Genomic DNA, 26,067 nt, shown 5'->3' with positions numbered 1-26,067 from the left:
GTCACGCAGTTGTTGAACCGCAGCCTGCTCGATCCGGACTCGCGGCTCCAGCTCATCGGCCACCGGGGAGGGTCGAGCGCGAACGAGATGCACGGGCTGCGGTCCGACCTGCGCGACGCGTTCGCCGACGACGCGCCGGTCATCGAGCTCGTCGACGACCCGGGTGCCGTCGACGCCGATCTGGTGGTGATGATCGCCGGGGCGACCGTGCCCACCGATCCCACGGTGAACGTCGACCGAGCGCTGCTGGCCGAGAGCAACCGGCGTCTGTTCGAGACCTACGCCGACGCCCTGGCGGTGCGGGCCGGTGGGCAGCCGCTGGTGATCGTGCAGTCCAACCCGGTCGAGCTCGGCGTGGCAGTGTTCTCCGCGCGGTTGGAGCGTCACCGGGTGGTCGGCGCCGGCGCGTGGTCGGACACCCTGCGATTCCGGCGCGAGATCGCCGATTCGTTCGGGGTGCGCCGCACCGCCGTGCGGGCGGCGATGATCGGTCAGCACGGCGACCACCTGGTTCCGGTGTGGAGTCGCGTCCAGGTGCACGGGGTCGACGAGGCCGAACTGGCGGCATGGGTGGCCGGGCAACGCCGGGGTCGGTCGCTCGCCGACCTCCCCGCCGAGATCGTCGCCCAGCGTGGTCGCCTGTTGGCGATGGTCGGCGCCGGTGACGTCGGCGGTGCGTTCGCCGCCGTCGAGGAGCTACCGGCCGACCTGCGGGCGGCGCTCAAGCCATTCCTCGTGCACTACACCGCCGGGCACACGACCGAGATCGTGACCGCCCATGCGGTGGTGGATCTCATTGCCCTGGCCATGGCCGGTGACGACATCCAGCGGCCTCTGCAGATCCGTCTCGACGGGGAGATCGACGGCATCTCCGGGGTGATCGGGTTGCCGGTGCTGTTCGGTCCGGCCGGCTGGCAGTGGGTGACCCCGCCGCAGATCGAGCAGGACGAGATGGATGCCCTGCTGGCCTGCTTGGCCTCGATCGCCGCCGCGAACGCCTTCGCCCGGGCCTGAGGCAGGGGCGGGCGGGTCTCTCCGGCTGACGTGCAGGCGACTGCCCCGGAAGGGCTGCGGGTGGTACGACTCGAGACGCGGTACCCGTTCGGTACCCGACCCACATGATCTGAGCCGATCCGAGACGCACGAGGGCCGCTCGACCATGCGGCAGAGCGGCCCCGATGCACGGGTCGGAAGACCCGGCTCCTCTAGGCGGAACTGCTGCGGGGGCGCCGTGTGCGCCTAGTCGGTACCGGATCCGTTCTCTGTCGGCGTCTCGGGCTGGCCGCCGCGTGTCACCACCACCCCGCCCATCCTCGCGATCGCGTGGACGTGGAGCGTCGGAGCGTCGTCCGGGAGCTCCTCCGGCCGGGTCACGCTCGTCTCGATCCCTCCCGCCCGTGCATCTGCGTCGACGATCACGCGCCAGGTGTCCGGGACGGTCACCTGGACGCCGCCCATCGTCGCCTGCACGGCGAGCGTTGCCCCCTCCGAGTCCAGGACGGCCGATCGGAGGTCGAGATCGACCCCTCCGCAGCATGCGATCACGGCGCCGCGGCGGAGCGACGACGACGTGCTCTTCCGCTCCGTCCCCCCGAAGAACGTCGCGACCGTGAACTCGTCTGCGTCGGCATCGCCCGCGCTGAGCCGCCGCGAGAGAACCTGCCCGACACCCCACAGGGCGAGGAGCACGGCCATGAGCTTGAGAAACGCCTTGGCGACTGGTGCGCCCATCACCTCACCTCCCGAGGACAGTCTAGGCGCCCCTCCGTGCCCCTGTCCCGGCACGCGCCCCGCGGCGCCTCGTGGCCCGCCGGAGAGAGGGCCGCAGCGGACGCGGGCCGCTCGAGGATCGTCCGCTCGGCCCCCGTCTCGTGATCACCACGACGGGCGGTCGCGCCGCCTCCGCTACAATCCGCCGCCGTGTCCAAGGAGCGAGTGATCCTCGAGGTCAAGGAGCGCGGCCCCGACCAGCGTGGCTCGCGGACCGTCCGTCGCCTGCGCCACGAGGGTCTCGTGCCGGGTGTCCTGTACGGCAAGGGCCATTCGCGTCCGATCGTCGTCGCGGAGCGGGAGCTCCGCACCGCGCTCTCGGGCCCGGGCGGCCTGCACGCGATCCTCGACGTCGTGATCGAGGGCCAGTCGACGCCGCACCACGCGGTCCTGAAGGACATCCAGCAGCATCCCCTTCGTGGCACCGTCACGCACGTCGACTTCCACGAGGTTCGGCTCGACCGGCCGATCCAGACAGCCGTTCCGGTGATCCTGGTGGGCGAGGCGGTCGGCGTGAACCTCGGCGGCGTGCTGACACAGGTCGCGCGTGAGGTGAACGTCGAGGCGTTGCCGATGGAGATCCCGGAGAGATTCGAGGCCGATGTGTCGGAGCTCGATATCGGCGGAACCCTCCGACTGGCCGACATCCCCGTCGTCGAGGGCGTGGTCTTCCTCGACGATCCCGAGGAGACGGTCATCGCGAACGTGGCCGCGCCCCGCATCGAGGTCGAAGAGCCCGTGGAAGGCGAGGAGGAGGAAGGCCTCGAGGGCGAGATCCCCGAGGGGGCCGAGGGCGAAGCGGGCGAGGAGGCACCCGGCGCGGAAGCGGGCGAAGGCTCCGCGCCCGAGGAGTAGATGCGCCTGCTGCGCCGGGGCGACAGCGCCTCGACGCTCGACCTCCTCGTCGCCGGCCTCGGGAACCCCGGGCCCGAGCACGCGAGGGATCGCCACAACGCCGGCTGGATGGTGCTCGACGAGACCGCGCGCCGCCACGGAGCGTCGTTCAAGGGCAAGTTCCGCGGTCGGCTCGCGGAGACGCGGATCGGGCCTCGCAAGGTCGCACTGCTCAAGCCCGAGACCTACATGAACGAGTCGGGGAGCTCGATCCAGGCAGCTGTGCGCTTCTTCAAGGTCGCTCCCGACGCGCTGCTCGTCGTCCACGACGACGTCGACCTGCCGGTCGGGCGCCTGCAGGCGCGGCTCGGCGGTGGCCTCGCCGGTCACAACGGGCTCCGGTCGATCGCCCAGCGGCTCGGAACGAAGGAGTTCCTGCGGCTCCGGATCGGGGTCGGCCGGCCGGAGCGTGGCGATCCGCGGCCCGTCGCCGACTACGTCCTCTCGCCGTTCGCGCCGGAGGACGACGCCGCGGCGATCATCGGGCTCGCGTCCGACGCGCTCGAGGCACTGGTCGTCTCCGGGCTCACCGAGGCGCAGCGGCAGTTCAACTGACGGCGCCGCGCGCCCGGGCGCACGTCCTCGGGGGCGATCGCGGGGTGGCGGGGCCCGCGGCACGGAGACGGCACACGATCGGCGCGCTCTCGTGTGACCTTCGGGGATACCGTGTCTTCAGGGCACCGGGGGTGCCCCTGGGGGTGGTTGGTCGAGCGGGTGCTTGGTCGAGCGGGCGGTTGGTCGAGCGCGGAGGTGGGTGGCCGACCGGCGCGTGTCGGCAGGCACGACGGCCGGGCTCGTCCCACAGCCGGTGCGACCTCCCGGTCTCGCCCCCGTCCGGCCCGCCGCTCGGTCCGCGTCGGCGGCCCGGTCGACTCGTCGACGAAGGGCGTCCCTCGTTCGGCGAGGCACCGATGCCTGTCGCGACGCCCGCGCCGGGCTACGATCCCTCGGCGGGGCGCGATCCCCGACAGATGCATGGACCAGACGCCTCTCTCCACGCTCGTCGACGAGCTCCGGCGCTCGGAGCGGTTCCAGGCGTTCGTCCGCGCGCTGCCCGCTCGGGCGCGCGTCTCGGAGCCGATCCTCCCGCTGCTCCTCGCCGCGATCCATGCAGAGCTCGGCCGGGACGTCCTCGTGGTGCTGCCCGAGGACGCGGACGCCCGCGACGCGGCGGAGGCCGCCTCGTGGTTCCTCGGCACCCGACGTGTCGCCCTCCTTCCCGGGCGCGGGGTGCACTACGGCTCGGGTATCGCACCGCCTCCGCACCTCGTCGGCGAGCGCTTCCGCGCGCTCGACGTCCTCGCCGAGGGCGGTCTCGTGTGCGCCTCCTCGTCGGCCCTCGCCGAGGGGATGCCGCCCCGTCGGGCGCGTCCCGACACCCTCGTCGTTCGACCCGGTGACGAGCCGGGGATCGACGGGCTCGCCGAGCGGCTCGCCCTGGGAGGATACGAGCGCGTCGATCGTGTCGAGGAGCGCGGCCAGTTCGCCGTTCGCGGCGGCATCGTCGACGTGTTCCCCAGCACCGGCCGGGAGCCGCTGCGCATCGAGCTCTTCGGGGACGAGATCGAGCAGGTGCGCGCGTTCTCGCCCTTCACGCAGCGGGCCCTGCGGACGGTCGAGGCGACGACCGTGTACCCGGCGGTCGAGCGCCGCACGGATCTCGAGGAGCCGACGCTCCCCGACGACGACCGCGACGTGCCCGACGATCTCGTTCCGACGGTCGACCGGGTGCCGGATCTCGTCTGGAGGCCCGACGAGGCGCGCCGTGTCTGGGAGGAGGAGGGCCTCACGCCCGTCACGCTCGACGGCGCCGTCGAGCTCGACTCATTCCCCCGTGGCCAGGCGTTCGCCTTCGAGGCGCAACGGCCCGCGCTCGCGGTTCGGGGGCTGGCCGAGGCAGAGAACGAGCTCGGTGCGCTCGCCCGCTCCGGTCTCCGGGTCGTCGTCTCGTTCGCCCACCGGGGCGAGGCGCTCCGGCAGCAGGCGCTGCTCCGTCGCGTCGACGCTCCGATGCTCGACGTCGGGGACGCGCTCCCCGAGGACGCGGGCATCCGCTTCGCCGTCGTCCCCGCCCGCCGCGGCTTCGTCGCGCGTGACCTCCGCGTCGCGCTCCTCCCCGACACGCAGGTCTTTCGCAAGCGCCCACCCCGGGCGGACGCACGTCTCGGTCGGGCGCTCGCGTCGTTCGTCGACCTCCGCGTGGGCGACTTCGTCGTCCACGAGGACCAGGGCGTCGGCAAGCTCCTCGGCTTCGAGACGAAGGACGTCGCAGGTGTCACCCGCGACTACCTCCTCCTCGCGTTCAAGGGCGACGATCGGCTCTACGTCCCGCACGAGCAGATCGGGAAGCTCTCCCGCTACGTCGGGGCGGACGGGCGTCCGCCGGCGCTCTCGAAGCTCGGAGGGAAGGCCTGGCAGACGCTCAGGGCGCGGGCCCGCGCCTCGGTGCGCGAGCTGGCAAGCGAGCTCCTCCGCCTGTACGCCCAACGCCGCCGCGCCTCCGGCGTCTCCTACGACCTGTCGGGCGAGTGGCTCGAGCAGCTGGAGGCGTCCTTCCCCTACCGGGAGACCGACGATCAGGCACGGGCGATCGAGGCCGTGAGGGACGACCTCGAGGCCCCACATCCCATGGACCGGCTCGTCTGCGGCGACGTCGGCTTCGGCAAGACCGAGGTCGCCGTGCGCGCCGCCTTCGCCGTCGTCACGAACGGCAGGCAGGCGCTCGTGCTCTGCCCGACGACGATCCTCGCCGAGCAGCACTGGAACACGTTCCGTGACCGGTACCGCGACTTCCCCGTCCGCGTCGAGATGGTCTCGCGATTCCGGCGTCCCGCGGAGACGAAGCAGGCGTTGCGAGACTTCGCGGAGGGCAAGGTCGACGTGCTCGTGGGCACGCACCGCATCCTGTCCCGCGACGTCGTCTCGAAGGACCTCGGTCTGGTCGTCGTCGACGAGGAGCAACGGTTCGGCGTCGCCCAGAAGGAGCTCCTGCGGTCGCTCCGCCTGGAGGTCGACGTCCTCGCGCTGTCCGCGACGCCGATCCCACGCACGCTGCACATGTCCCTGTCCGGGCTCCGGGACATCTCGATCATCGAGACCCCACCCGAAGGCCGCCGTCCGATTCGAACGACGGTCGGAGAGATCGACGACGAGGTGATCCGGGCTGCGCTCGGGCGGGAGCACGCCCGTGGCGGCCAGTCGTTCTACCTCCACAACCGCGTCGAGACGATCGACGAGATCGCGGAGAAGCTCCGCCAGCTCTGCCCGGAGCTGCGCGTGCTCGTCGCGCACGGCCAGATGGCGGAGCGGGAGCTCGAGGACCGGATGCACACGTTCCTCGCCGGGGACGCCGACGTCCTCGTGTCCACGACGATCATCGAATCGGGGATCGACATCCCCCAGGCGAACACGCTCGTGGTGGAGCGCGCCGACATGCTCGGGCTCGCGCAGCTCTACCAGATCCGCGGCCGGGTCGGCCGCTCGGACGTGACCGCCCACGCGTACCTCTTCTACCCCTCGGCCGACGAGCTGACGGCAGAGGCGCGCGCCCGGCTCGCGACGCTCGCCGACCACACAGAGCTCGGCGCGGGGTTCCAGATCGCGATGCGGGACCTCGAGATCCGCGGTGCAGGTGACCTGCTCGGCGCCGAGCAGTCGGGACACGTCGCCGCGCTCGGATTCGAGCTCTACGTCGAGATGCTCGCCGAGGCCGTGGCCGAGCTGGGCGGGGAGGCGCGTCCCGTCACGCGCCCGGTACGCATCGATGCGAGGGTCGATGCGTACGTGCCGGCCGAGTACATCGACTCGGAGGCCCTCAAGATCGACCTCCACCGGAGACTCGCCCTCGTCGAGCACGAGGACGAGCTCCGCGAGCTCCGGGCGGCCACGGAAGACCGGTACGGGCCGCTCCCACCGCCGGTCGACGCTCTGTTCTCGATCCAGGCGGCACGGCTGGCCCTCGTCGCAGCCGGAGCCGACTACCTCGTCCTTCGCGGTGGGCGCGCGACGATCGGGCCCGTGGGGCTCGGGTCGGCCGAGGTGCGCGCGCTGCGAGGGATCGTCGACACGGCCGTCTACACGTCGGCGAAGAGGGAGGTGACCGTCAGAACGGAGGCGCTCGACGGAGCGCTCGCCCTGGCCGCTGCTATCGTTGATGCTCGGCGGGCCGCCTGACGCGCGGCCTTTCCCCTGTCAGGGGCGACGTGACGAGACCACGAACGCGCCGTAACCGCACCTGAACCGACGCGCCTCTATAACGAAGACACGACCGACGTCGATTCCCACCACGAGAAGGATCACGCCTTGATCACGAACGCTTTCCGCCTCGCCCTCGGCCTGCTCGCGCTCGCCACCGTCCTCGTCGCGGCCGGCTGCGGCGGGACGGACGACGAGCTCCCGTCCGACGCCGTCGCGGTCGTCGACGGCGTCACGATCACGAAGACGGAGCTCGACACGCTGCTCGAACGCGCGAAGATCTCCTACGAGCAGCAGCAGCGGGCGTTCCCGAAGGCCGGCACGCCCGAATACCAGTCACTGACGACGCAGGCGGTCGCGTACCTCGTCCAGCGCACGCAGTACGACCTCGAGGCCGCGGACCGTGGCATCACGGTCTCCGACGCCGACATCGACGCGCGAATCGAAGAGGTCAAGAAGCAGAGCTTCGACGGTGACGACGCGAAGTGGGCCGAGGCGCTCGAGGCCCAGGGATACACGGAAGAGGCCGTCCGGTCCGAGCTGCGGGCGCAGCTCCTCTCGGAGAAGCTCGTGAAGGAGGTCTCCGGCGACACGGCGCCCACCGACGAGGAGGCCCTCGCCTACTACGAGGCGAACAAGGCGCAGTTCACCGTCCCGGAGACCCGTGACGTACGCCACATCCTCGTCAAGACCAAGGCCGAGGCGGACAAGCTCTACGCCGAGATCGAGGGCGGTGCCGACTTCGCGGCGCTCGCCAAGAAGCACTCGCAGGACCCGGGATCGAAGGACAACGGCGGCAAGCTCACGATCGCGCAGGGCCAGACGGTCGAGGCATTCGACAAGACCGCCTTCCTCCTCGAGACCGGGGTCGTCTCGCGCCCGGTGAAGACCGAGTACGGCTACCACCTGATCGTCCCGCTCGGTGCCGTCAAGCCGGGCAAGGTGACGCCGTTCGACCAGGCCAAGTCCCAGATCAAGACGCAGCTCGAGCAGACGAAGCAGAACGAGAGCGTCACCGCCTGGGCGAGCGAGCTCGCGAAGAAGTACGAGGGCAAGACGACCTACGGCGACGGATACGCGCCTCCCGTCACGGGCGACTCCGGGGCCGACGGCTGAGCGCGCCTCGGCGAGGATCGCAGTGGGCCTGGCCGACGCGCTCCTCGACCTGCAGGACCTGACGCGGCGCCTGCGGCGCGAGTGCCCCTGGGACCGCGAGCAGACCGCGCAGACGATCGTGCCCCACACCGTCGAGGAGGCGTACGAGGTCGCGGACGCCGCGCTCGCGGTCGACGACGACAAGCTCGTCGACGAGCTCGGCGACCTCCTCTTCCAGGTGGTCTTCCTCGCCCTGCTCCTCGAGGAGCGCGACGCCGGCGACCTCGAAACGGTGTCCCGACGCGTCCACACGAAGCTCGTGCGTCGCCATCCGCACGTCTTCGGCGACGCGGAGGCGCGAACGGCGGAGCGCGTCCGCCACCGCTGGGAGGCGATCAAGACCGAGCAGGAGGGCCGGCAGGGGATCTTCCACGACGTGCCCGGGTCGCTCCCCGCGCTCCTCCACGCGCGCAAGGTGCAGCGGAGAGCGGCGGCGGTCGGCTACGACTGGCCCGACCTCGACGGGCCGCTCGCGAAGATCGACGAGGAGCTGGCGGAGCTCCGCCGGTCGCTCGCCCGGTCAGGGCGCCCGGCCCCCGAGACCGAGCCCGACGCGGCCGTCGTCGCCGAGGTCGGAGACCTGCTGTTCACGGTGGTCAACCTCGCCCGGTTCGTGAACGTCGATCCGGAGCTCGCACTGCGAGCGACGAGCCGCCGCTTCGTCCAGCGCGTCGAGCTCGCCGAGGCGCTCGCCGCCGACGCCGGAGAAGCGTGGACGGAGCTCTCGCCGGAACGCAAGGAGCGCTGGTACGAGCAGGCCAAGGGCGATCTCGCCGACGGCGGCGACGCGGTCCCCCGCGGGTGAGCCGACGCGCGTAGTCTCTATCCGTGACCGTCATCACCTCCGTTCACGGCCGGCAGATCATCGACTCGCGCGGCAACCCGACGGTCGAGGTCGAGGTCGCACTCGACGGCGGCGCCGTCGGCATCGCAGCCGTCCCGTCCGGCGCCTCGACGGGCGAGCACGAGGCCGTCGAGCTTCGCGACGGCGGCGAGGCGTGGCTGGGACGCGGCGTCACGCGGGCCGTCGGGCACGTCAACGGCGAGATCGCGGACGCCCTCGTCGGCCTCGACGCCGAGGACCAGCGTGGGATCGACCACACGCTCGTCACGCTCGACGGCACGCCCACGAAGGGCAGGCTCGGCGCCAACGCCATCCTCGGCGCGTCGCTCGCGGTCGCGAAGGCCGCTGCCCGCGATGCGGGCGTGCCGCTCTACCGCTGGGTCGGAGGCATCGACGCGCACGTGATGCCCGTCCCCCTGATGAACATCGTCAACGGGGGTGCGCACGCCCGCAACTCGCTCGACTTCCAGGAGTTCATGCTCGTGCCCGCAGGGGCCGCGAGCTTCTCCGAGGCGCTCCGCATCGGGGTCGAGACCTTCCACCACCTGAAGGCGCTGCTCGTCGAGCGAGGCCTCGCGACGAGCGTCGGCGACGAGGGCGGCTTCGCACCCGACCTCGGATCCGTCGACGAGACGGTGGAGGCGATCCTCGACGCCGCCGAGCGGGCCGGGCACCGGGAGCGCGTCGCGATCGCGCTCGACGTCGCCGCCAGCGAGCTCGCAGCCGGCGCGGCGTACGAGCTCCGGCGTGCCGGGGAGACCTTCGACGCCGACGGCCTCGTCGAGCTGTACGCGGGGCTCGTCGACCGCTTCCCGCTCGTCTCGATCGAGGACGGGCTCGCGGAGAACGACTGGCCCGGCTGGACGTCGCTCACCGACCGCCTGGGCGGACGCCTCCAGCTCGTCGGGGACGACCTCTTCGTCACGAACGTCGCGTTCCTGCAGCAGGGGATCGAGCGACGCGCCGGAAACGCGATCCTCGTCAAGGTGAACCAGATCGGGACGCTGACCGAGACGCTCGACGCGATCGAGCTCGCCCATCGCAACGGCTACGCGGCGATCATCTCGCACCGGTCGGGGGAGACCGAGGACGCAACGATCGCCGATCTCGCGGTCGCCACGAACGCCGGCCAGATCAAGACCGGTGCGCCGTCCCGGTCCGACCGCGTCGCGAAGTACAACCAGCTGCTGCGAATCGAGGAGGAGCTCGGCGACCGGGCCACGTATCCCGGCTGGACGGCGTTCCCCCGCTTCCGGCGCTGATCGGACGTCCGTGAAGCAGTTTCCGAGAACGAAGATCGTCGCCACGATCGGGCCCGCCTCCTCGAGCCCCGAGACGGTCGCGGCGCTGATCGAGGCCGGGATGGACGGAGCCCGCCTCAACATGTCGCACGGGACGCGCGAGGACCACGCGGCACGCGTGCGGCTGGTCCGCGAGGCGGAGGCAGCGGCGGGTCGCCCGATCGCGCTCATCGCAGACCTCCAGGGGCCGAAGCTCCGCGTCGGCAAGCTCCCGGCGCCCGTGCGCCTCGAGGCGGGACAGACGTGCGTCGTCGCGGGCGAGGACCAGGCATCGGGAGAGGACATCCCCGTCGCCCCCTCGGTGATCGGGACGGTCCTGCATCCCGGCGCCGACGTGCTCGTCGACGACGGGATCGTGCGCCTCCGCGTCCGGGAGATGACCGGGGCGCGGGCGGTCTGCGAGGTCGTGACCGGGGGCACGGTCTCCGCGCACAAGGGCGTGAACGTGCCGGGTCTCGCGCTGCCGCTGCCGTCGCTGACACGGAAGGACTTCGAGGACGTCGACTGGGCGATCGACGTCGGCGTCGACTACGTCGCCCTCTCGTTCGTGCGGTCGGCATCCGACGTGCGGGCGCTGCGCACCTACCTCGAGGCCCGTGGCTCGACCGCCTGGGTGATCGCGAAGATCGAGAAGGCGGAGGCTCTCGAGGCCCTCGACGACGTCCTTCGCGAGTCCGATGCCGTGATGGTCGCCCGGGGCGACCTCGGCGTCGAGATCGGCGCTGCGGACGTCCCGCTGCTCCAGAAGCGCATCATCGCCCGTGCCCTCGAGCGCGGAAAGCCGGTGATCACCGCCACGCAGATGCTCGAGTCGATGGTGCAGGCGCCCGAGCCGACCCGTGCCGAGGCGTCCGACGTCGCCAACGCGATCCTCGACGGCACGTCCGCGGTGATGCTCTCGGGGGAGACCGCGATCGGCGACTACCCCGTCGAGGCGGTACGGGTGATGGTTCGGATCGCGCACGCGGTCGAGCCCAGCCTCGACTACCGCCACGAGACCCCCCGCGCGTCGGACGATCCCACGATCGGCCAGGCGATGTCGAATGCCGCGTGCGACATCGCCGAGGCGCTCTCGGCAAAGGCGCTGCTCGTGCCGACGTTCACGGGCCGCACGGCGTCTGCCGTGGCCCGTCTCCGGCCGCGACGGCCGATCATCGCGCTCACGCACAAGGTCGAGTCGCTCAGGCATCTCGCCCTCGAGTGGGGAGTCGTCCCGCTCCCGATCCCCGAGACCGACGACGTCGAGGACCTGTGGAGTCGATCGGTGGGCGCCGCGCGGGAGGCCGGGCTCGTCGACCCGGGGCAACGCGTGGTGATCACGGCCGGCACGGCCGTGAACATCCCGGGCTCCACGAACGTGATCAAGGTCGACGTCGCGTAGGTGCGCCGGAAGGACCTCGCGTCGGTCGCGCGAATCAGCACGTCATGGACCAGGCCGGGGGATCGACCAGTCGCCCACGACGCGCGCTGCCCTCGCGACGCGCGCGCCTCCGCCCGCGGCGGCTGCGCGCCCTCGTGCCGCTCCTCGTGCTCGTCGTCGCCGGGTTCCTCTACGCGCAGCCGATCGCCCGCTACGTGGAGACGCGCCGCGATCTCGGCGCCCGGGCGTCCGAGGTCGCGGAGCTCCGCGTGCAGAAGGCGCAGCTCGAGGCGCGGCTCGAGCGCTCGACGAGCCTCGTCGCGCTCTCTCGCGAGGCACGACGTCTCGGGCTCGTCCGCCCCGACGAGCAGCTGTTCATCGTCAAGGGCATCACGGCGTGGCGGCGCACCGGCGGTACCGTGTCGACGGATGGAGGATCGTAGCCTCGTCGCCCGACAGCTCGGCCGTGAGCCGCGTGCATTCCGCCGAGTCGTCGTCCGCTGTCCGTGGGGCCGCCCCGCGGTCACCGAGCAGAGCCCGTACGACGCCGCCGGCAACCCGTTCCCCACGACCTACTACCTGACCTGCCGGTCCCTCGTCGCCGCCGTGTCGCGGCTCGAGGCGGCCGGCGGCGTGGAGCGGTGGAGCGCCCGCGCCACAGACGACCCCGAGTTGCGCCACTCGGTCGAGCACGCGACGGCGGAGCAGGCGGCGATCCGCACGGCGCTCGCGGACGGCGAGCGCGGGCTCGACGACGGCGCGTCGCTCGACTCCGGGATCGGCGGCTCGCGCAACCCGCTCCAGTTGAAGTGCCTCCACGCCCACGTGGCGTACGCGCTCGCACAGCCCGGGTACGTCCTCGGGGAGCGGGTGCTCGGGGAGATCCGTCCCCTCTGGCCCGAGGGCGGGTGCTGCGCCGACGCGGAGGCGTCGTGAGCGACCCGGCCGTCGTGAGCGCCCGTGTCGACTGGGCCGAGGGGCGTCGCCGCTTCGACCACGACGTGCGCGACCGGCAGCGTGCCGAGCCGCTCCACCGCCAGCTCGAGGCGGTGACCGGAGAGATCCGGCGTCGGCTCGGCGACACGTATACGCTCGCGGAGTTGGCGGCCGTGTACGCGGACTCGGAGCAGTGGGCGCGCGTCGCGGTCAGCGGCGGCGCTGTCGCGGGCGGCTCCGGCGAGTCGCTCGCGTTCGTGGTCGACGCCGCCTTCCAACTCGCGAGCATCAACGCGATCGACTACGTGCCGTGACCGGTCTCGAGCAGCCCTCACTGTCGCGCGCCGGCCGTCACCGGCGTCGCCGTCGTCGCGGCCTGCGGGTGCTCGCGATCGCCGTCACGACCGCTGTCGTGTTCGTCCTCGGTGTCGCGGTCGGCATGGCACTCCGGGACGATCCCGAGCCGGGCGGCACGGTCACGATCGTGCGGACGCTCGAGCCGCTGCCGCAGCAGCCCGGGACGACGCGCTAGGGCCCCCGCCGCACGGCAGGTCCTCCCGCCGCGGTCTACGCCATCTCGTCGGACGCCTGGAGCAGGCCGGCGGCGATCACGCCGATCGCGCCCGCGAGCGAGATCCAGATCCCGACGCCGCGTCCGGCGAAGAAGAAGTCGTCGGGGATCGAGATCAAGCGGACGAGGACGAGGATCGTGGCGAGGACGCCGACGGTGATCGAGACGAGGCTGTCGGGCACCGTCGCGGGGAGGGCGATCCCGAACTCGCGCAGCACGACGAGTGCCACGACCACCACCCCGCAGACGAAGACGAGCTTGCCGAGCGTGCCGCTGTGCCATCCGAGGACCGAGACGGTGACGCCTTCGCCCGTCCCCGTGTACCAGCCGGTGAAGGCAGACACGGCGAGCACCAGGCCCGCGACGAACCCGATGCGGTCGCCGAGGGTGGAGAGGCCCTCGTCGACGGCGTGGCGGCGTATCCGGTCGGTGCTCATCGAGGCCACAGTATGGTCGATCGCGGGACGCGCCGTCACGGTCGTACACTTGCCTGGTGGCAGAGCAGCTGGAAGAGCATGCGGCCTCCGAGGCGCCGCCGATCGATCCCGACGCCGTTCAGCGCGCGTACCGCTTCCATCGCGCGCGCCGCCGTGCGCGGATCGAGCGTCGCCGGCGAACCCGCTGGGCCGGGGTGCGGTTCTGGCTCGTCGTGGTGGCGCTGCTGGCGGTCGTGATCCTGCTCGCCGTCGGCCTCTCCCGCGAGATCGAGCAGCTCTTCGGCCTCTAGATGAACGAGCCCGCTCGCGAGGAACGACACGCCGCCGCCGCCCGGCGCGCCGAGGTGGTCACGGCGTCGACACACCGTGGGCGCCGGCGGTCACGACCCCGGGCCTGGCGTCCGGTGCGCCTCGCGCCCCGCACACCCGCTGCTCCCCGATCGACGACCTAGGCACGGACGGAGGCGACCACCCCGTGATCGAGCTGCGACGGCGGGCTGACGGCTCCCTGGTACGGGTCGGCCATCGTGGCGCCGCCGCGCTCGCTCCCGAGAACACGCTGCGCTCGATCCGCGCCGCCGTCGAGGCCGGCGTCGACATCGTCGAGTTCGACGTCCTCGACCTTCCGCGGGGGCCGCTCGTCCTCGCCCATTCGAACCATCTCGCCGAGGTCACCGACGGCGTGGCCTCCGGCTCGGTGCGCTCGCACACGCTCGACGAGCTGCGGTCGCTCGTCCCCGACCTGTCGACCCTCGACGAGGCGCTCGCGTTCTTCGCGGACGAGGCGCCTCATGTCGGCGTCCACATCGATCTCAAGCTCCGCACCCGGCTCGACGAGCTCGCCCGCGCCGTCGTCCGCCACGGGCTCACGGAGCGCACGGTCGTGAGCGCCTTCCACACGGCCCGGCTTCGTGCCGTCGCCCACCACGCACCCGCGATCCGCATCGGATTCACCTACCCCGAGGATCGCTTCGGCGTCTCCCGACGTCCGCGTCTCTGGCCGGTGATCGCCGTCGGGCTCTCGACGCTGCGGGCCTCGATCCCCGCGCGGTTGCCGCGCCTCCTGCAGCGGGCCGGCGCGAGCGCCGTCATGCTCGAGCACCGGCTCGTCACCGAGCGCGCCGTGGCGACGGCGCACGGTCTGGGGGTCGCAGTGCTCGCGTGGACGGTCGACGACCCCAGGGACCTCGCGCGCGTGACGGCGGCAGGAGTGGACGGAGTGATCACGAACGACCCCCGCATCTTCATGGCTACACTGGAGACATGAGGCGCTTCGTGGGACTCGGCGCTCTCGTCGCCTGCGGTTTTGCAGGCGTTTTCCTTGCGCTCGCGCTCTCCGTGCCGAGCGCTGCCGCGGACGACGGCGCCGGGGGCGACGGGACCGCGACCACCACCACGCAGCCGGGCGACGATACGGTGGCGACGGACGAGACGACGCCCACGGAGACGGAGCCTGCGCCTCCTCCCGTGACCAAGAAGCGCGGGCCGAAGGTGATCGTGGCCGGCGTCACGGTCGGCGGGACGCTGGTCGGCGGGCTCACGCCGGTCGAGGCGCGCACGATCCTCACCCGGCGGTTCGCACGTCCGGTGGTGCTGGTCGTCGGCTCCGGCCGCCGCATCAAGGTGACGCCGAAGGAGCTCGGAGCGACCGCCGAGATCCGGAAGGCGGTCAGCACCGCCACGAGCGTGCGACGGCAGGGCTTTCGCGTGTCCCTGTCCGTGGCCGTCCCTCCTGCCCGGCTCCAGCGCTGGGTCGCCCAGCTCGCGCGTCGGTTCGAGCGAGACCCGGTCGACGCCCGTCTCCGCCTGCGCAAGCTCACGCCCGTCGTCGTGCCGTCCACGCCGGGACGGCGGTTGAACGTGGTGCTCACGACCCGCGCGATCCGTCGTGCGCTCAGGACGCACGTGCGCGAGCCGCTCGAGCTCCCGTTCCGTGAGGTGCCCGCCGGCGTGCGGGACGTCGAGTTCGACGACGTGATCGTGATCCGCCGCGAGACGAAGAAGCTCTACTTCTACGAGCACGTGAAGGCGGGCATGAAGCTGCGGCGCGTCTTCGGCGTCGCCACCGGGCAGTCGTCGTACCCGACGCCGCTCGGCCGGTACGAGATCGTCGTCAAGCAGCGGAACCCGTGGTGGTACCCGCCGCTGGGCTCCGCCTGGGCCGAGGGCAAGGAGCCGGTCCCGCCGGGGCCGGGGAATCCGCTCGGCACGCGGTGGATGGGGATCTCCTCACCGTACGTGGGCATCCACGGCACACCCGACGCCGCCTCGATCGGGTACTCCGCGTCGCACGGGTGCATCCGCATGCTGATCCCCGAGGTCGAGTGGCTCTACGAGCGAGTCGACGTCGGCACGACCGTGTTCATCGTCCGCGCCTGATGGCGGGGCGCGGCAAGCTCGTCGCTCAGGGCCTCGCGGTCGCCGGGGTCGCCGCGCTTCTCGGGCTGCTCGTCTGGAAGGTCGTCGCCGGCGGCGACGGCGGCGCCGCCGCCCAGCTCGAGGAGGGCGGCGTCGTTCCCGCCCCGCCACTGTCGCTCGAGCGCCTCGACGAGGAGGGGACGCTGACGCTGGCCGACCTCCGCGGCAAGGGAGTGGTCGTGAACTTCTGGGCGTCGTGGTGCATCCCGTGCAAGGACGAGGCACCGTTCCTGCAGGACGTCTACGAGCAGAACGTCGACCGCGGTCTCGTCGTCCTCGGTGTCGACGCGCAGGACTTCAAGCAGGACGCGCGCGCCTTCATGGAGCGGTTCGGTCTCACGTATCCCGTCGTGTACGACGGCAGGGGATCGACGCTCGGCGCGTGGGGTGTCGTGGGCTTCCCGGAGACCTTCTTCGTGAACCGTGACGGCGAGCTCGTCGGCGAGCGGATCCAGGGCGGCGTCGACGTCGAGCGCAACCGTGAAGCATTCGAGCGCGGCGTCGAGCTCGCGCTCGAAGAGCAATGACCGGCCGCCTCCTCCTCGTCGCCGCGGCCGTGAGCATCGCGCTCGTGCTCCCGGGGGCATCGTGGAGCGCCACTGCGCCGAGCGCCGCCGACCTCGAGGCCGAGCTCGTCTGCCCGACGTGCAAGACCACGCTCGACCAGTCCGACGCTCCGATCGCACGCCGGATGAAAGCCGTGATTCGTGAGCGCATCGCGGCCGGGGCGAGCGCTGCGGAGATCAAGCAGGAGCTCGTCGACCAGTTCGGGCCGGGAGTGATCGCAGAGCCGCCCAAGCGCGGGTTCGATCTCCTGGCCTGGGCGCTGCCGCTCGCCGGGCTCGCGGTCGGTGCGGTCGTCGTCGGCGTGCTCGCGTGGTCGTGGAGCCGCCGGCGCGAGCACGACGAGGAGACCGCGCCCGCCGACGCGGGCGCGCCTCTCGATCAGAGCCTCGAGCGCCGGATCGACGAGGAGCTCGCGAGGCTCGAGCAGTGAGCCTCGAGCAACTGCCGGTCGCGCTCGTCGCCGGGTTCCTGTCCTTCCTCGCCCCCTGCGTGCTCCCGCTCGTGCCCGGCTACCTGTCGGCCGTGTCGGCCGTCGAGGCGAGTCAGCTGGGCCGGCCCGGGACGGCGCGCCGGGTCGTCGTGTCCTCGCTGCCGTTCGTCCTCGGCTTCACGGCCTTCTTCGTCGTCCTCGGCGTCGGGGCGGCTGCGCTCGGGGGGACGCTCCTTCGCGACCAGTTCCTGCTCGAGCGGATCGCGGGGTTCGTGCTCGTCGTCTTCGGGCTCGCCTTCATGGGCCTCCTCCCGTGGCCCGAGCGGCTCGTCGGCGCCGGCCTCGTCCAGACCGCGCGTGGGCGAGGATCGCGCGTCCTTCTCGGCGGGGCGTTCGCCGTCTGCGCCGCGCCGTGCATCGGCCCCGTCCTCGCCGCGATCCTCGTGCTCGCCGGGTCGTCCGACACGGTCCTGCAGGGGGCGCTGCTGCTCGGTGTGTACTCGCTGGGTCTGGCGATCCCGTTCGTCCTCGCAGGCGCCGTGTTCACCCGCGCGATGGGCGCCTTCCGCTGGCTGCGCGACCACTACGGCGCGATCCAGTTCGCCGGCGGCGTGGTCATGGTCGCGCTGGGGCTCCTTCTCTTCTTCGGTCGCTTCTGGGTACTCCGCGTCTACCTGAACCGAGCGCTCGAGTGGCTCGGCATCGAGCCCTTCTTCTGAGCCTCCTCGGGAGGCGGTGTCAGCCGATCGGCTGCGAGCGGAGACGCGCCACCGTCTCGGGGCGGGCGGCCTGGAGACGCTGCGGCGGGAGGCCACGAAGGATCCACTCGAGGTCGTCGGCGACCATCCGGCCGATCCGCGGCCAGATCTCGGGGACGTTCCCAGCGCGGTGCGCCGACAGCACGCTGTTCGGCAGCGAGCGGACGACATCGTCCGCGGGGATCGGCTCCTCCGGGAAGACGTCGATCGCGACGCGGATGCGTCCCGAGGACGCGGCGTCGAGGAGCGCCTCCCAGTCGACGACCGGGGAGCGGGAGACGAGTACGACGACGGCTCCGGCCGCCATCGCCCCGAGCTGGTCGCGCCCCACGAGACCGGCGTTCTCGGTCGTCGGCGCGGCGAGCACGAACACGATCCGGCTCCGCACGAAGAGCTCGTCGAGGCCGACGGGCTCGGCACCGAGATCCCGGACGATCGCGTCCTGCAACCACGGGTCGTGGATGAGCACCGATCCGCCGAACGGGCGCAGGAGGGGAAGGAGGGCGTGCCCGAGGGTGCCGCAGCCGAGCAGCCCGAGCGTCGACCCGGCGAGGAGGAAGGCCCGCTCGTTCTTCCCGCCGAACAGCTCTTCGCGGCCGGCACGGATCGCGGCATCGGCCGCCGGGATGTCACGGGCCGCGGCGATCGCGAGGCCCAGTGCGAGCTCGGCGACCGGCGGGCCGAAGACCGGTGCCGCGCTCAGCACGTGGATCCCGCGCGCGAAGCAGGTCTCGTAGTCGACGTTCGGGAGGAAGTTGCCCTCGACGTTCACGACCGCTCGGAGCTGCGGCGCGCGCAGGAGGCGTTCACGCGGGAGGGGTGTCTGACCGACCACCGCGACCGCGGCGCCCAGGACGTCCTCGACGAGGTCGTCCGGTGCGGGCGGCCCGTCGTGCCAGACGACTTCGGCCAGCGACGCCATCCGTCGTCGCGTGTCCGCGTCGAAGATCTGGGCGAGCGTCCGCGGGTACGGGTCGACGAGGACGACGGCGTCGGTCACGGCACCTCGTCGCGGTCGATGCGTACCGGGGGGAGCTCGAGTCGCCCGGCGGCGACGAGCGCTGCCGCCGCCTCGACCTGCACGAGCAGGCCGGCGACGTCCACGCCTCTGTGCGACGGCGCATACGCGGCGAGGCGGCGTGCGGCCTTCTCGAGCTGCCGCGACGCACCGGCGGGGTTCCCGCGCCCCGCGTGGTGCCAGGCGACGGTCACGTGGATCAGGCCCTGCAGGAAGTCTCGCTCGGGGGGCGGGGCGGAGCGCCACTCCGTCTCGAGCGCCTCGTGGGCGTCGTAGTAGGAGCGCGTCGCGATCAGGTCGAGGCCGTCGTCGAGCGTCACGTCGGGAGTATCGCGTCGTCGAGGGGCCGTGGTAGCGTCTCGGCCGTGGCGACGATCCTGCTCGTCGGGGTCGATCTCTTCTTCCGGGCCAAGCTGGAGGGGTTGCTCGCCGGGCATCGCCTGGTCACCTCCGACAGCGCCGACCCGCCCGAGCTCGTGATCTGCGACATCTCCAGGGTCGATCCGGACGAGGTGGCGGACAGCTGGCTCGACACCCCGATCATCGGCTACACGAACCACACCGACACGCACGGCCTGCGCCGCGCGCACACGGCCGGGTTCGATCGGGTGATCGTGAAGTCGGCGCTGGTAAAGCAGGCTCCCGGCCTCGTCGCGGCGCTCCTCGGAGACGAGGTCGGGTAGCGGCCCTGACGGTCTGCTCGCCCTGCTAGGCTCGCGCGCGATGACGTACATCATCGCCGAGCCCTGTATCGACATCAAGGATCGGTCGTGTGTCGACGTGTGCCCCGTCGACTGCATCCACGAGTACGAGCGGATGCTGATCATCGACCCGGAGGAGTGCATCGACTGCGGTGCGTGCGAGCCCGAGTGCCCGGTCGAGGCGATCTTCCCCGAGGATGCGCTGCCGGACAAGTGGAACGCGTTCGTCGAGATCAACTACGCGTTCCCCGACCCCGACAAGATCAACCCGCTCGTCGATACCTACGCGACGGAGCACGACGTCCACAACGAGCCGATCTCGTAGGAGGTCGCCGCCGCAGGCGCGCGGCGCTACACGTACGCGGCCGACGGGGGGAGGCCGATCCTGATCGTCGTCGTGGACTCCGTCCGCTCGTACGTGAACGTCCCGTTGAGGTCGTCGGAGCGCTCTGCGAGACCGTCGAGCACGGCCTGGCGCCGTTCCTGTGCCCCGTCGTCCGTGATCACGAGCTGGACGCCGCCCGTCGCCGTCTGTGTCAACGTGACGGAGACGTGGTGCGGCGGGCCCCGTCGGACGGCCTGGTCGAGCGCCTCGCGCACGATCTGGTAGAGGCCGGATCGCGCCCGCTCGCCGAGGAGGCCCCCGGCGGGCGCATCGACCACGACCGCGATGCCACGCCGGGTGCCGACGCGGCCGGCGAGCTCCTCGACGGCCGCGGCGAACCCCTGCTCGGAGAGAGTGACGGGCTCGAAGACGGCGATCAGGTCGCGCAGGTCGGCCGATGCCTCCCGCGCGACCGCTCGCGCACGTGCGAGCAGCGCCCCTGCGCCGGGAGCATCGCCCTGCTCGAGGGCGACGGCCGCGGCATCGAGCATCTGCGAGAGCGCGGCGACGTGCTGGAGCGGGCCGTCGTGGACGACCTCTGCGAGCCGGCGCCGCTCGTCCTGCTCGGCCCGGAGCCGTGCACGCAGGCCCTCCTCGAAGGCGCCCGGGTCGGTCAATCGATCATCGCCTCGCGCAGCGCGATCGCCACCGCCTGGGTGCGGGTCTCGGCTTCGAGCTTCGCGAGGATGTGCCGAACGTGGCTCTTCACGGTCTCCTGGCTGATGAACAGCCTCGCTGCGACGTCGGCGTTGGAGTTCCCGTCTGCGAGCAGCTGGAGGATCTCGCGCTCGCGGGGAGTGAGGATGTCGCGCCCGTCGCGGCCGGTGGCGAGGGACGGGATCAAGGCCGGGTCGACGAAGGTGTCGCCGGCGGCGACCTTCTCGATCGCCCGGACCAGCGTCTCGTGCGGGGCCTCCTTGAGGACGTAGCCCAGCGCGCCGGACTCGAGGCCGCGTGCGAGGAGCGCGCGCTCGGAGTAGGCGGTGAAGATGAGCACCCGCGTCGTCGGCACGCGCCGCAGGATCTCCTCCGTCGCCTCGATGCCGTCCATCTGCGGCATCCGGAGGTCCATGATCACGACGTCCGGTCGCCGACGCTCTGTCAGCCCGACAGCAGACTCGCCGTCGGGCGCCTCCCCGACGACCCTGATGCGGGGCGAGCGGACGAGCGAGAGCCTGAGGCCCTCGCGCACGACCTCGTGGTCGTCGGCGATGAGCACGGTGATCTCGGGGGGCTCCGTCACCGGGACGATCGTAGCGTCGGCGCACGATGGCACCGGTGCCGGCGCTCAGATCGCGAGTGACAGCTGCAGCGGCTGCGGGAGCTGGGCGATCGCAGGCCGCGGACGGGCCGAGACACCGGCGGCTGCCCTGCGGACGGCATCCCGAGCGGCCCGGCGTGTCTCGGCGGGGAGGTAGTCCCGATCCGCGTACAGGCGCTCGTACCGGCCCAGCTCCTCCGGCCACTCGCGCGCGAGCTCGGCCAGGAAGTGCTCGCGGATCCCGGGCCCGAGGTGGAGCAGCTCCGCCCAGACCGCCCGCGCCCCGGCGCCTCTCGCCGCCCTCGCCGTCGCTGCGAGGCGGGCCGGATCGTCGGTGATGCCGGGGAGGATCGGTGCGAGTGCGACGGACACGTCGAGGCCGGCGTCGCTGAGCCGCCGCACGACGTCGAGCCGTCGGCCCGGGGGTGCCGTGCCGGGCTCGGTCGCGCGCCAGACTCGCCGGTCGAGCGTGGGCAGGGAGACGTGGACGCTGACGGCGACCGACCGTGCGGCCTCGGTGAGGAGGTCGACGTCGCGGAGGACGAGCGGCCCGCGGGTGATGAGCGAGAAGGGCGTGCGGGAGGCTGCGAGCTCGACGATGCACGCCCGGGTGACGCGGAATCGCGCCTCCGCAGGCTGGTAGGGGTCCGTGGCCGCGCCGATCGTCACCGCCTCGCGCCGCCACGTCTTCCGGGCGAGCTCCCGGCGGAGCACCTCCGCGACGTTGACCTTGACGCGGATCGACCGGCCGTAGCGGTCGTCCGAGGGCCGGTCGGCGCGGGCCTCGAAGGCACGCACGTAGCAGAAGGTGCAGCGGTGGGCGCAGCCCGTGTACGGGTTCAGCGACCAGCGGAACGGCATGCCCTTGACGCGGTTGAGCGCCGTGCGGCACGGCTCCTCCCGGTACGCGACGCGCATCGCGGGAGTATAGAACATACGTTCGATACGCCGGAGCGCTCACATCGGCGCCGCGCGCCGGCGGCGAGAGGCGGGGGGACGAGACGGGAGACCGCGAGCGCAGCCGGCGCCGGCCGTCCTACGGCTCGGCCCGCACGACCATGCCGGCGGCGACGGTGTCGTTCGTCGCCTCGTCGATGAGGATGAACGCCCCGGTGGCCCGGTTCTCCACGTACGGATCGACCATCAGCGGCCCCGAGAGGCGCAGCCGGACGGTGCCGATGTCGTTCAGCACCATCTGGTCGGCGGGGTGCTCCCGGAGCGTGTCCATGTCGACCACGCCGGCGATCACGTCCACGATCGCACGGACGCTGCGCGTCGTCTGCTTGACGGCGAGCCTCGCCCGCGGGACGAGTGTCTGCTCGCTCATCCAGCAGAGCTTCGCCTCGATCGTCCGGGAGGGGAGCGGCTGGTCGGCGGGGTCGGCGAGCATGTCCCCACGCGGCAGGTCGAGGTCGTCCTCGAGCCGGATCGCCACCGACATCCCCGGCACGGCGAGGTCGAGCTCGCCGTCGGCGGACTCGACGGCCGCGACGCGCGTCCGCCGCCCGGACGGGAGCGCGATCACCTCGTCGCCGGCGCGCCAGACGCCACCGGCCACCTGTCCGGCGTACGCGCGGTAGTCGTGGTGGTCGTCCGTCATCGGACGGATCACCCACTGCACCGGGAAGCGTCGACTCTCGAGGTTCCGGTCGCCGGCGATCTCCAGCGTCTCGAGGTACTCGAGCAGCGTCGAGCCGGTCCACCACGGCATGTTCGGCGATCCGTCCACGACGTTGTCGCCGTGGAGCGCAGCGATCGGAATCGCGACGACGTCCTGCGCCCCGAGCTGGTCGGCGAGCTCTCGGAGCTCCTGCTCGATCGCCCGGAACCGGTCCTCGGAGTAGGCGGCGAGGTCCATCTTGTTGACGGCGAACACGACGTGCGGCGTGCCGAGCGTCGAGACGATGTACGTGTGACGACGGGTCTGCTCGATCACCCCCTTGCGTGCGTCGAGGAGGACGACGGCTGCGTCCGCGGTCGACGTGCCGGTGACCATGTTCCGCGTGTACTGCACGTGACCGGGCGCGTCGGCGAGCTGGAAGCGGCGGCGCGGAGTCACGAACGACCGGTACGCGACGTCGATCGTGATGCCCTGCTCGCGCTCCGCGCGCAGCCCATCGGTGAGCAGCGCCAGGTTGACGTAGCCGTCGCCGCGCCGCTCGCTCGTCGCCTCGATGTGCTCCCACTGGTCGACGAACACCTGCTTGGTGTCGAAGAGCAGGCGGCCGATGAGCGTCGACTTGCCGTCGTCGACCGACCCGCACGTGACGAGGCGCAGGAGCTCGGCCTCGGCAGCGTCGCCGGTGAGGAGATCCGCGAGGTCGACGTCGTTCGTCCCGGCCATCAGAAGTACCCCACCCGCTTCCGGTCCTCCATCGCCGCTTCGGTGACGCGGTCGTCGGCGCGTGTCTCGCCGCGCTCCGTGACGCGCGTGGCGGCGATCTCGGCGACCACGGTCTCGATCGTGCTCGCGTGCGAGCGCACACCGCCGGTGCAGGTCATGTCGCCGACGGTGCGGAAGCGCACGGTCTCGGTGAACGGCACCTCGTGCGGGTAGCGCTCGACGAACTCCGAGGCCGCGTAGAGCATGCCGTCGCGCTCGAAGACCTCGCGCTCGTGCGCGAAGTAGATCGACGGCAGCTCGAGCTGCTCGCGGGCGACGTACTGCCAGACATCGAGCTCCGTCCAGTTGGAGATCGGGAACACGCGTACCTGCTCGCCCTTGCGGATCCGGCCGTTGTAGAGGTTCCAGAGCTCGGGGCGCTGCGCCCGCGGATCCCACTGGCCGAAGTCGTCGCGGAACGAGAAGATCCGCTCCTTCGCCCGGGAGCGCTCCTCGTCGCGGCGGGCCCCTCCGATCGCCGCGTCGAAGCCGTGCTCCTCCATCGCGTCGAGCAACGTCGTGGTCTGGAGCTGGTTGCGCGATGCGCGGGGGCCGGTCTGCTCGACCACCCGTCCGTTGTCGATCGACTCCTGGACGGAGGCGACGACGAGCCGCTCCGCGAGCTCGGCGACCCGCCGGTCGCGGAAGTCGATCGCCTCCGGGAAGTTGTGCCCCGTGTCGACGTGCATGAGCGGGAAGGGGAAGCGCCCCGGCCGGAAGGCCTTCTCCGCGAGGCGCAGGAGCACGATCGAGTCCTTGCCCCCCGAGAACAGGAGCACGGGGCGCTCGAGCTCGGCCGCGACCTCGCGCATGATGTGCACGGCCTCGGCCTCGAGCTCGTCGAGGTGGGAGAGGTGAACTGGCGCTGTCGGCTCGGTCATACGTGTAGCCCGCACTCGGTCTTCGCCGTTCCGGCCCAGCGGCCCTCACGGCCCTCACCGGGGCGGGTGCAGTGCGTGCATCCGAGCGAAGCGTACCCGCGCTCGTGCAACGGGTTCACCGGCAAGTCGCGCTCACGGATGTAGGCCCAGACGTCTTCGTCGGACCAGTCCGCGAGCGGGCTCGCCTTCCAGAGCTCGTGGCGGTCGTCCCAGCCGACCTTCGGCGTTCCGGCGCGCGTCGCCGACTGGTCGCGGCGGACGCCGGTGATCCAGCCGTCGAGGCCCCCGAGCGCACGCGCGAGCGGCGCGACCTTGCGGATCGAGCAGCAGAGCTCCGGGTCGCGGCGCCAGAGGGCGTCTCCGTGCGTTGCCGCCTGTCGTCCGAGCGACGGCCCCGAGTGGACCTCGATCTCGATGCCGTAGCGGCGCTCGGTCTCGGCCCAGAACCTGTACGTCTCCGGGAACAACAGGTGCGTGTCGAGCGTGAACACGCGTGCACGAGGCTCCCGCGTGAGGATCATGTCGAGGAGCACCGACCCTTCCTTCTGGAAGGAGCAGGCCAGTGCGACGCGCGGGTGCAGGCGCTCCAGCACGAGGTCGACGACCTCGTGCGCCGTGAGCGCCTCGACGTCGATCCCGCCGCTGAGCGTCCTCACGCCGGTGTCCGCCACAGTGGGGCAACCGTAGCAGAGAATGATGAGCAACACTTATGACAGTGATAAGTGCTCTTGCGGAAACTGAGGTGCCCCCCGGTCGCCCGCCGGCGCCGGTCGAGGCGGTGCCTCGGGGCCAGTAGGGTTGCGTCGTGGACGAGCTTCCGTTCGGGATCCGACGCCTGACGCACCCGCTGCCGTTTCGCCTCACGCACGTCCACTCGTACCTCCTGCCGGGAGTGGACGGCTGGACGATCGTCGACACCGGGCTCGGGCTGCCCGATGCCCGGGCGCGCTGGTCCGAGGAGCTGGATCGGCTCGACGGGAAGGTGGCGCGGATCTTCGTCACCCACTACCACCCCGACCACGTCGGCGCCGCAGCCGACCTGGCGGACCTGACCGGCGCGCCCGTGTTCCAGGGACGGCGGGACTACGAGCAGTGCGCGCTGACGTGGGGCACGGATCGCAGCGCGGCGGTCGAGGAGTGGTTCGGCCGCCACGGCATGCCCGAGCCGCTCGCCCAGGGGCTCGCGCGGGAGACCGGGCTCGCACGCGCAGTCGTCCACTTCGCCGAGGACCCGCACTTCGTCGAGGACGGCGACGAGCTCGCCGGCTGGACGGTCGTGGCCGCTCCCGGTCATGCCGACGGCCAGCTCACGCTCCTGCGCGACGGCGTGCTGATCGGCGGTGACCACCTCCTCGAGCCGATCACCCCGGCGATCGGCCTGTGGCCGGCGAGCAGTGCCGACCCGCTCGGCGACTACTTCGCGTCGCTCGCACGGACGATCGAGCTCGCGCCGCGGCTCGTCCTCACCGGCCACAACGACCTGATCACGGATCCGCCACGGCGGGCGCGCGAGCTGCTCGCACACCATCGCCTGCGGCTCGCCGCTGCGCACGAGGCCGTCCGCGACGGCCCGCGCACGGCGTTCGACGTGTGCTCCGACCTCTTCGGCGACGGCCTGACCGCGTCGGACATGCGCTTCGCGATCACCGAGGCGCTGTCGCACCTCGAGCGGCTCGTCCTCGACGGTCGTGCCGCGTCCCGGGAGGACGGCGGGATCGTCGCCTATACTGCCCGGTGAGTGGACGGCGAGCGACCGCCTAGTACCGGCGCCCCGGGGAACGGGGCGTCTGCCTTTCGAGTGCC

General features: G+C 72.0%; 31 protein-coding genes. 21 read left to right on the top strand and 10 right to left on the bottom strand.

The features are described from left to right. On the top strand, positions 1–1,014 hold a 1,014-nt coding region (locus AC162C_RS02000), incomplete at its 5' end, for a lactate/malate family dehydrogenase (protein WP_484096084.1). A gap of 225 nt (positions 1,015–1,239) precedes the next feature. Here AC162C_RS02000 and AC162C_RS01995 read toward each other — a convergent pair. Then, entirely contained in the window at positions 1,240–1,731 is a 492-nt protein-coding gene (locus AC162C_RS01995) for a LiaF domain-containing protein (RefSeq protein ID WP_484096083.1), read from the bottom strand. Between the two features lie 189 nt (positions 1,732–1,920). On the opposite strand from AC162C_RS01995, the gene AC162C_RS01990 reads away from it, so the two are divergent. From AC162C_RS01990 to AC162C_RS01940, 11 genes are all read left to right on the top strand, one after another. Then, the gene (locus AC162C_RS01990) at positions 1,921–2,625 is read left to right on the top strand and encodes a 50S ribosomal protein L25 (protein WP_484096082.1); all 705 of its coding nucleotides are present in this window, start codon (positions 1,921–1,923) and stop codon (positions 2,623–2,625) included. Then, a complete protein-coding gene (gene pth / locus AC162C_RS01985) occupies positions 2,626–3,219 on the top strand; it encodes an aminoacyl-tRNA hydrolase (RefSeq protein ID WP_484096081.1) in 594 nt (197 codons plus the stop codon). Between the two features lie 420 nt (positions 3,220–3,639). Beyond that, positions 3,640–6,837, top strand: a complete 3,198-nt coding sequence (mfd, locus tag AC162C_RS01980; RefSeq protein WP_484096080.1) for a transcription-repair coupling factor — start codon at positions 3,640–3,642, stop codon at positions 6,835–6,837. A gap of 129 nt (positions 6,838–6,966) precedes the next feature. After that, positions 6,967–7,974: a peptidyl-prolyl cis-trans isomerase gene (locus AC162C_RS01975; RefSeq protein WP_484096079.1), complete on the top strand. Its 1,008-nt coding sequence runs from the start codon at positions 6,967–6,969 to the stop codon at positions 7,972–7,974. Between the two features lie 22 nt (positions 7,975–7,996). Continuing rightward, positions 7,997–8,818 carry a nucleoside triphosphate pyrophosphohydrolase gene (gene mazG / locus AC162C_RS01970; protein ID WP_484096078.1) on the top strand — a complete coding sequence of 274 codons (822 nt, stop codon included), beginning with the start codon at positions 7,997–7,999 and terminating at the stop codon, positions 8,816–8,818. Positions 8,819–8,841: 23 nt separating this feature from the next. Further along, on the top strand, positions 8,842–10,119 hold the full coding sequence (gene eno / locus AC162C_RS01965; protein WP_484096077.1) for a phosphopyruvate hydratase: 1,278 nt from the start codon (positions 8,842–8,844) through the stop codon (positions 10,117–10,119). 10 nt (positions 10,120–10,129) lie between these two features. Beyond that, positions 10,130–11,539: a pyruvate kinase gene (gene pyk / locus AC162C_RS01960; protein ID WP_484096076.1), complete on the top strand. Its 1,410-nt coding sequence runs from the start codon at positions 10,130–10,132 to the stop codon at positions 11,537–11,539. Between the two features lie 44 nt (positions 11,540–11,583). After that, positions 11,584–11,961, top strand: coding sequence for an FtsB family cell division protein (locus AC162C_RS01955; RefSeq protein WP_484096075.1), 378 nt, complete (start codon positions 11,584–11,586; stop codon positions 11,959–11,961). Beyond that, the gene (locus AC162C_RS01950; protein WP_484096074.1) at positions 11,948–12,454 is read left to right on the top strand and encodes a DUF501 domain-containing protein; all 507 of its coding nucleotides are present in this window, start codon (positions 11,948–11,950) and stop codon (positions 12,452–12,454) included. The genes AC162C_RS01955 and AC162C_RS01950 overlap by 14 nt, the downstream gene beginning before the upstream one ends. Further along, positions 12,451–12,768, top strand: a complete 318-nt coding sequence (locus tag AC162C_RS01945; protein ID WP_484096073.1) for a hypothetical protein — start codon at positions 12,451–12,453, stop codon at positions 12,766–12,768. Before AC162C_RS01950 ends, AC162C_RS01945 begins: the two co-directional genes overlap by 4 nt. Then, entirely contained in the window at positions 12,765–12,986 is a 222-nt protein-coding gene (locus tag AC162C_RS01940; RefSeq protein WP_462972527.1) for a hypothetical protein, read from the top strand. The genes AC162C_RS01945 and AC162C_RS01940 overlap by 4 nt, the downstream gene beginning before the upstream one ends. A 35-nt stretch (positions 12,987–13,021) precedes the next feature. Here the strand turns inward: AC162C_RS01940 and AC162C_RS01935 are convergent, their stop codons facing one another. Next, on the bottom strand, positions 13,022–13,462 hold the full coding sequence (locus tag AC162C_RS01935) for a hypothetical protein (RefSeq protein ID WP_484096072.1): 441 nt from the start codon (positions 13,460–13,462) through the stop codon (positions 13,022–13,024). A 56-nt stretch (positions 13,463–13,518) separates the two neighbouring features. On the opposite strand from AC162C_RS01935, the gene AC162C_RS01930 reads away from it, so the two are divergent. The 6 genes from AC162C_RS01930 (at position 13,519) to AC162C_RS01905 (ending at position 17,596) form a co-directional block, all read left to right on the top strand. Then, on the top strand, positions 13,519–13,752 hold the full coding sequence (locus AC162C_RS01930; RefSeq protein WP_484096071.1) for a hypothetical protein: 234 nt from the start codon (positions 13,519–13,521) through the stop codon (positions 13,750–13,752). A 185-nt stretch (positions 13,753–13,937) separates the two neighbouring features. Continuing rightward, on the top strand, positions 13,938–14,729 hold the full coding sequence (locus AC162C_RS01925; protein ID WP_484096070.1) for a glycerophosphodiester phosphodiesterase: 792 nt from the start codon (positions 13,938–13,940) through the stop codon (positions 14,727–14,729). Further along, the gene (locus tag AC162C_RS01920; protein WP_484096069.1) at positions 14,726–15,841 is read left to right on the top strand and encodes a L,D-transpeptidase family protein; all 1,116 of its coding nucleotides are present in this window, start codon (positions 14,726–14,728) and stop codon (positions 15,839–15,841) included. Before AC162C_RS01925 ends, AC162C_RS01920 begins: the two co-directional genes overlap by 4 nt. Next, a complete protein-coding gene (locus AC162C_RS01915) occupies positions 15,841–16,407 on the top strand; it encodes a TlpA family protein disulfide reductase (RefSeq protein WP_462972522.1) in 567 nt (188 codons plus the stop codon). The genes AC162C_RS01920 and AC162C_RS01915 overlap by 1 nt, the downstream gene beginning before the upstream one ends. Continuing rightward, on the top strand, positions 16,404–16,877 hold the full coding sequence (locus AC162C_RS01910; RefSeq protein ID WP_462972521.1) for a cytochrome c-type biogenesis protein: 474 nt from the start codon (positions 16,404–16,406) through the stop codon (positions 16,875–16,877). Before AC162C_RS01915 ends, AC162C_RS01910 begins: the two co-directional genes overlap by 4 nt. Further along, positions 16,874–17,596 carry a cytochrome c biogenesis CcdA family protein gene (locus AC162C_RS01905; protein ID WP_462972520.1) on the top strand — a complete coding sequence of 241 codons (723 nt, stop codon included), beginning with the start codon at positions 16,874–16,876 and terminating at the stop codon, positions 17,594–17,596. Before AC162C_RS01910 ends, AC162C_RS01905 begins: the two co-directional genes overlap by 4 nt. Positions 17,597–17,615: 19 nt before the next feature. Here AC162C_RS01905 and AC162C_RS01900 read toward each other — a convergent pair whose 3' ends face one another. Both AC162C_RS01900 and AC162C_RS01895 read right to left on the bottom strand, forming a co-directional pair. Next, positions 17,616–18,635, bottom strand: coding sequence for an NAD(P)-dependent oxidoreductase (locus tag AC162C_RS01900; RefSeq protein WP_484096068.1), 1,020 nt, complete (start codon positions 18,633–18,635; stop codon positions 17,616–17,618). Further along, positions 18,632–18,973, bottom strand: coding sequence for a DUF309 domain-containing protein (locus AC162C_RS01895; RefSeq protein ID WP_484096067.1), 342 nt, complete (start codon positions 18,971–18,973; stop codon positions 18,632–18,634). The genes AC162C_RS01900 and AC162C_RS01895 overlap by 4 nt, the downstream gene beginning before the upstream one ends. A gap of 45 nt (positions 18,974–19,018) precedes the next feature. Here AC162C_RS01895 and AC162C_RS01890 point away from each other — a divergent pair, with 45 nt between their 5' ends. Further along, positions 19,019–19,336: a PleD family two-component system response regulator gene (locus AC162C_RS01890; RefSeq protein WP_484096066.1), complete on the top strand. Its 318-nt coding sequence runs from the start codon at positions 19,019–19,021 to the stop codon at positions 19,334–19,336. Between the two features lie 40 nt (positions 19,337–19,376). Then, on the top strand, positions 19,377–19,679 hold the full coding sequence (locus AC162C_RS01885) for a 4Fe-4S dicluster domain-containing protein (RefSeq protein WP_462972516.1): 303 nt from the start codon (positions 19,377–19,379) through the stop codon (positions 19,677–19,679). Between the two features lie 26 nt (positions 19,680–19,705). Here the strand turns inward: AC162C_RS01885 and AC162C_RS01880 are convergent, their stop codons facing one another. The 6 genes from AC162C_RS01880 to AC162C_RS01855 all read right to left on the bottom strand — a co-directional run bounded on the left by AC162C_RS01880 (position 19,706) and on the right by AC162C_RS01855 (position 24,920). Next, positions 19,706–20,356, bottom strand: a complete 651-nt coding sequence (locus AC162C_RS01880) for a sensor histidine kinase (RefSeq protein ID WP_484096065.1) — start codon at positions 20,354–20,356, stop codon at positions 19,706–19,708. Further along, positions 20,353–20,982: a response regulator gene (locus tag AC162C_RS01875; RefSeq protein WP_462972514.1), complete on the bottom strand. Its 630-nt coding sequence runs from the start codon at positions 20,980–20,982 to the stop codon at positions 20,353–20,355. The genes AC162C_RS01880 and AC162C_RS01875 overlap by 4 nt, the downstream gene beginning before the upstream one ends. 45 nt (positions 20,983–21,027) lie before the next feature. After that, positions 21,028–21,918 carry a radical SAM protein gene (locus AC162C_RS01870; protein WP_484096064.1) on the bottom strand — a complete coding sequence of 297 codons (891 nt, stop codon included), beginning with the start codon at positions 21,916–21,918 and terminating at the stop codon, positions 21,028–21,030. A gap of 118 nt (positions 21,919–22,036) precedes the next feature. Next, complete coding sequence (locus AC162C_RS01865; protein WP_484096063.1) at positions 22,037–23,344, bottom strand: sulfate adenylyltransferase subunit 1; 1,308 nt, start codon at positions 23,342–23,344, stop codon at positions 22,037–22,039. Further along, positions 23,344–24,264, bottom strand: a complete 921-nt coding sequence (gene cysD / locus AC162C_RS01860) for a sulfate adenylyltransferase subunit CysD (RefSeq protein WP_484096062.1) — start codon at positions 24,262–24,264, stop codon at positions 23,344–23,346. The genes AC162C_RS01865 and cysD overlap by 1 nt, the downstream gene beginning before the upstream one ends. Beyond that, entirely contained in the window at positions 24,261–24,920 is a 660-nt protein-coding gene (locus AC162C_RS01855) for a phosphoadenylyl-sulfate reductase (RefSeq protein WP_462972510.1), read from the bottom strand. Before AC162C_RS01855 ends, cysD begins: the two co-directional genes overlap by 4 nt. A gap of 149 nt (positions 24,921–25,069) precedes the next feature. On the opposite strand from AC162C_RS01855, the gene AC162C_RS01850 reads away from it, so the two are divergent. Continuing rightward, positions 25,070–26,002, top strand: a complete 933-nt coding sequence (locus AC162C_RS01850; RefSeq protein ID WP_484096061.1) for an MBL fold metallo-hydrolase — start codon at positions 25,070–25,072, stop codon at positions 26,000–26,002. Positions 26,003–26,067: the final 65 nt, after the last annotated feature.

The sequence above is a fragment of the Gaiella sp. genome (assembly GCF_057140465.1).
This window is presented reverse-complemented; position numbering and strand designations above follow the sequence as displayed.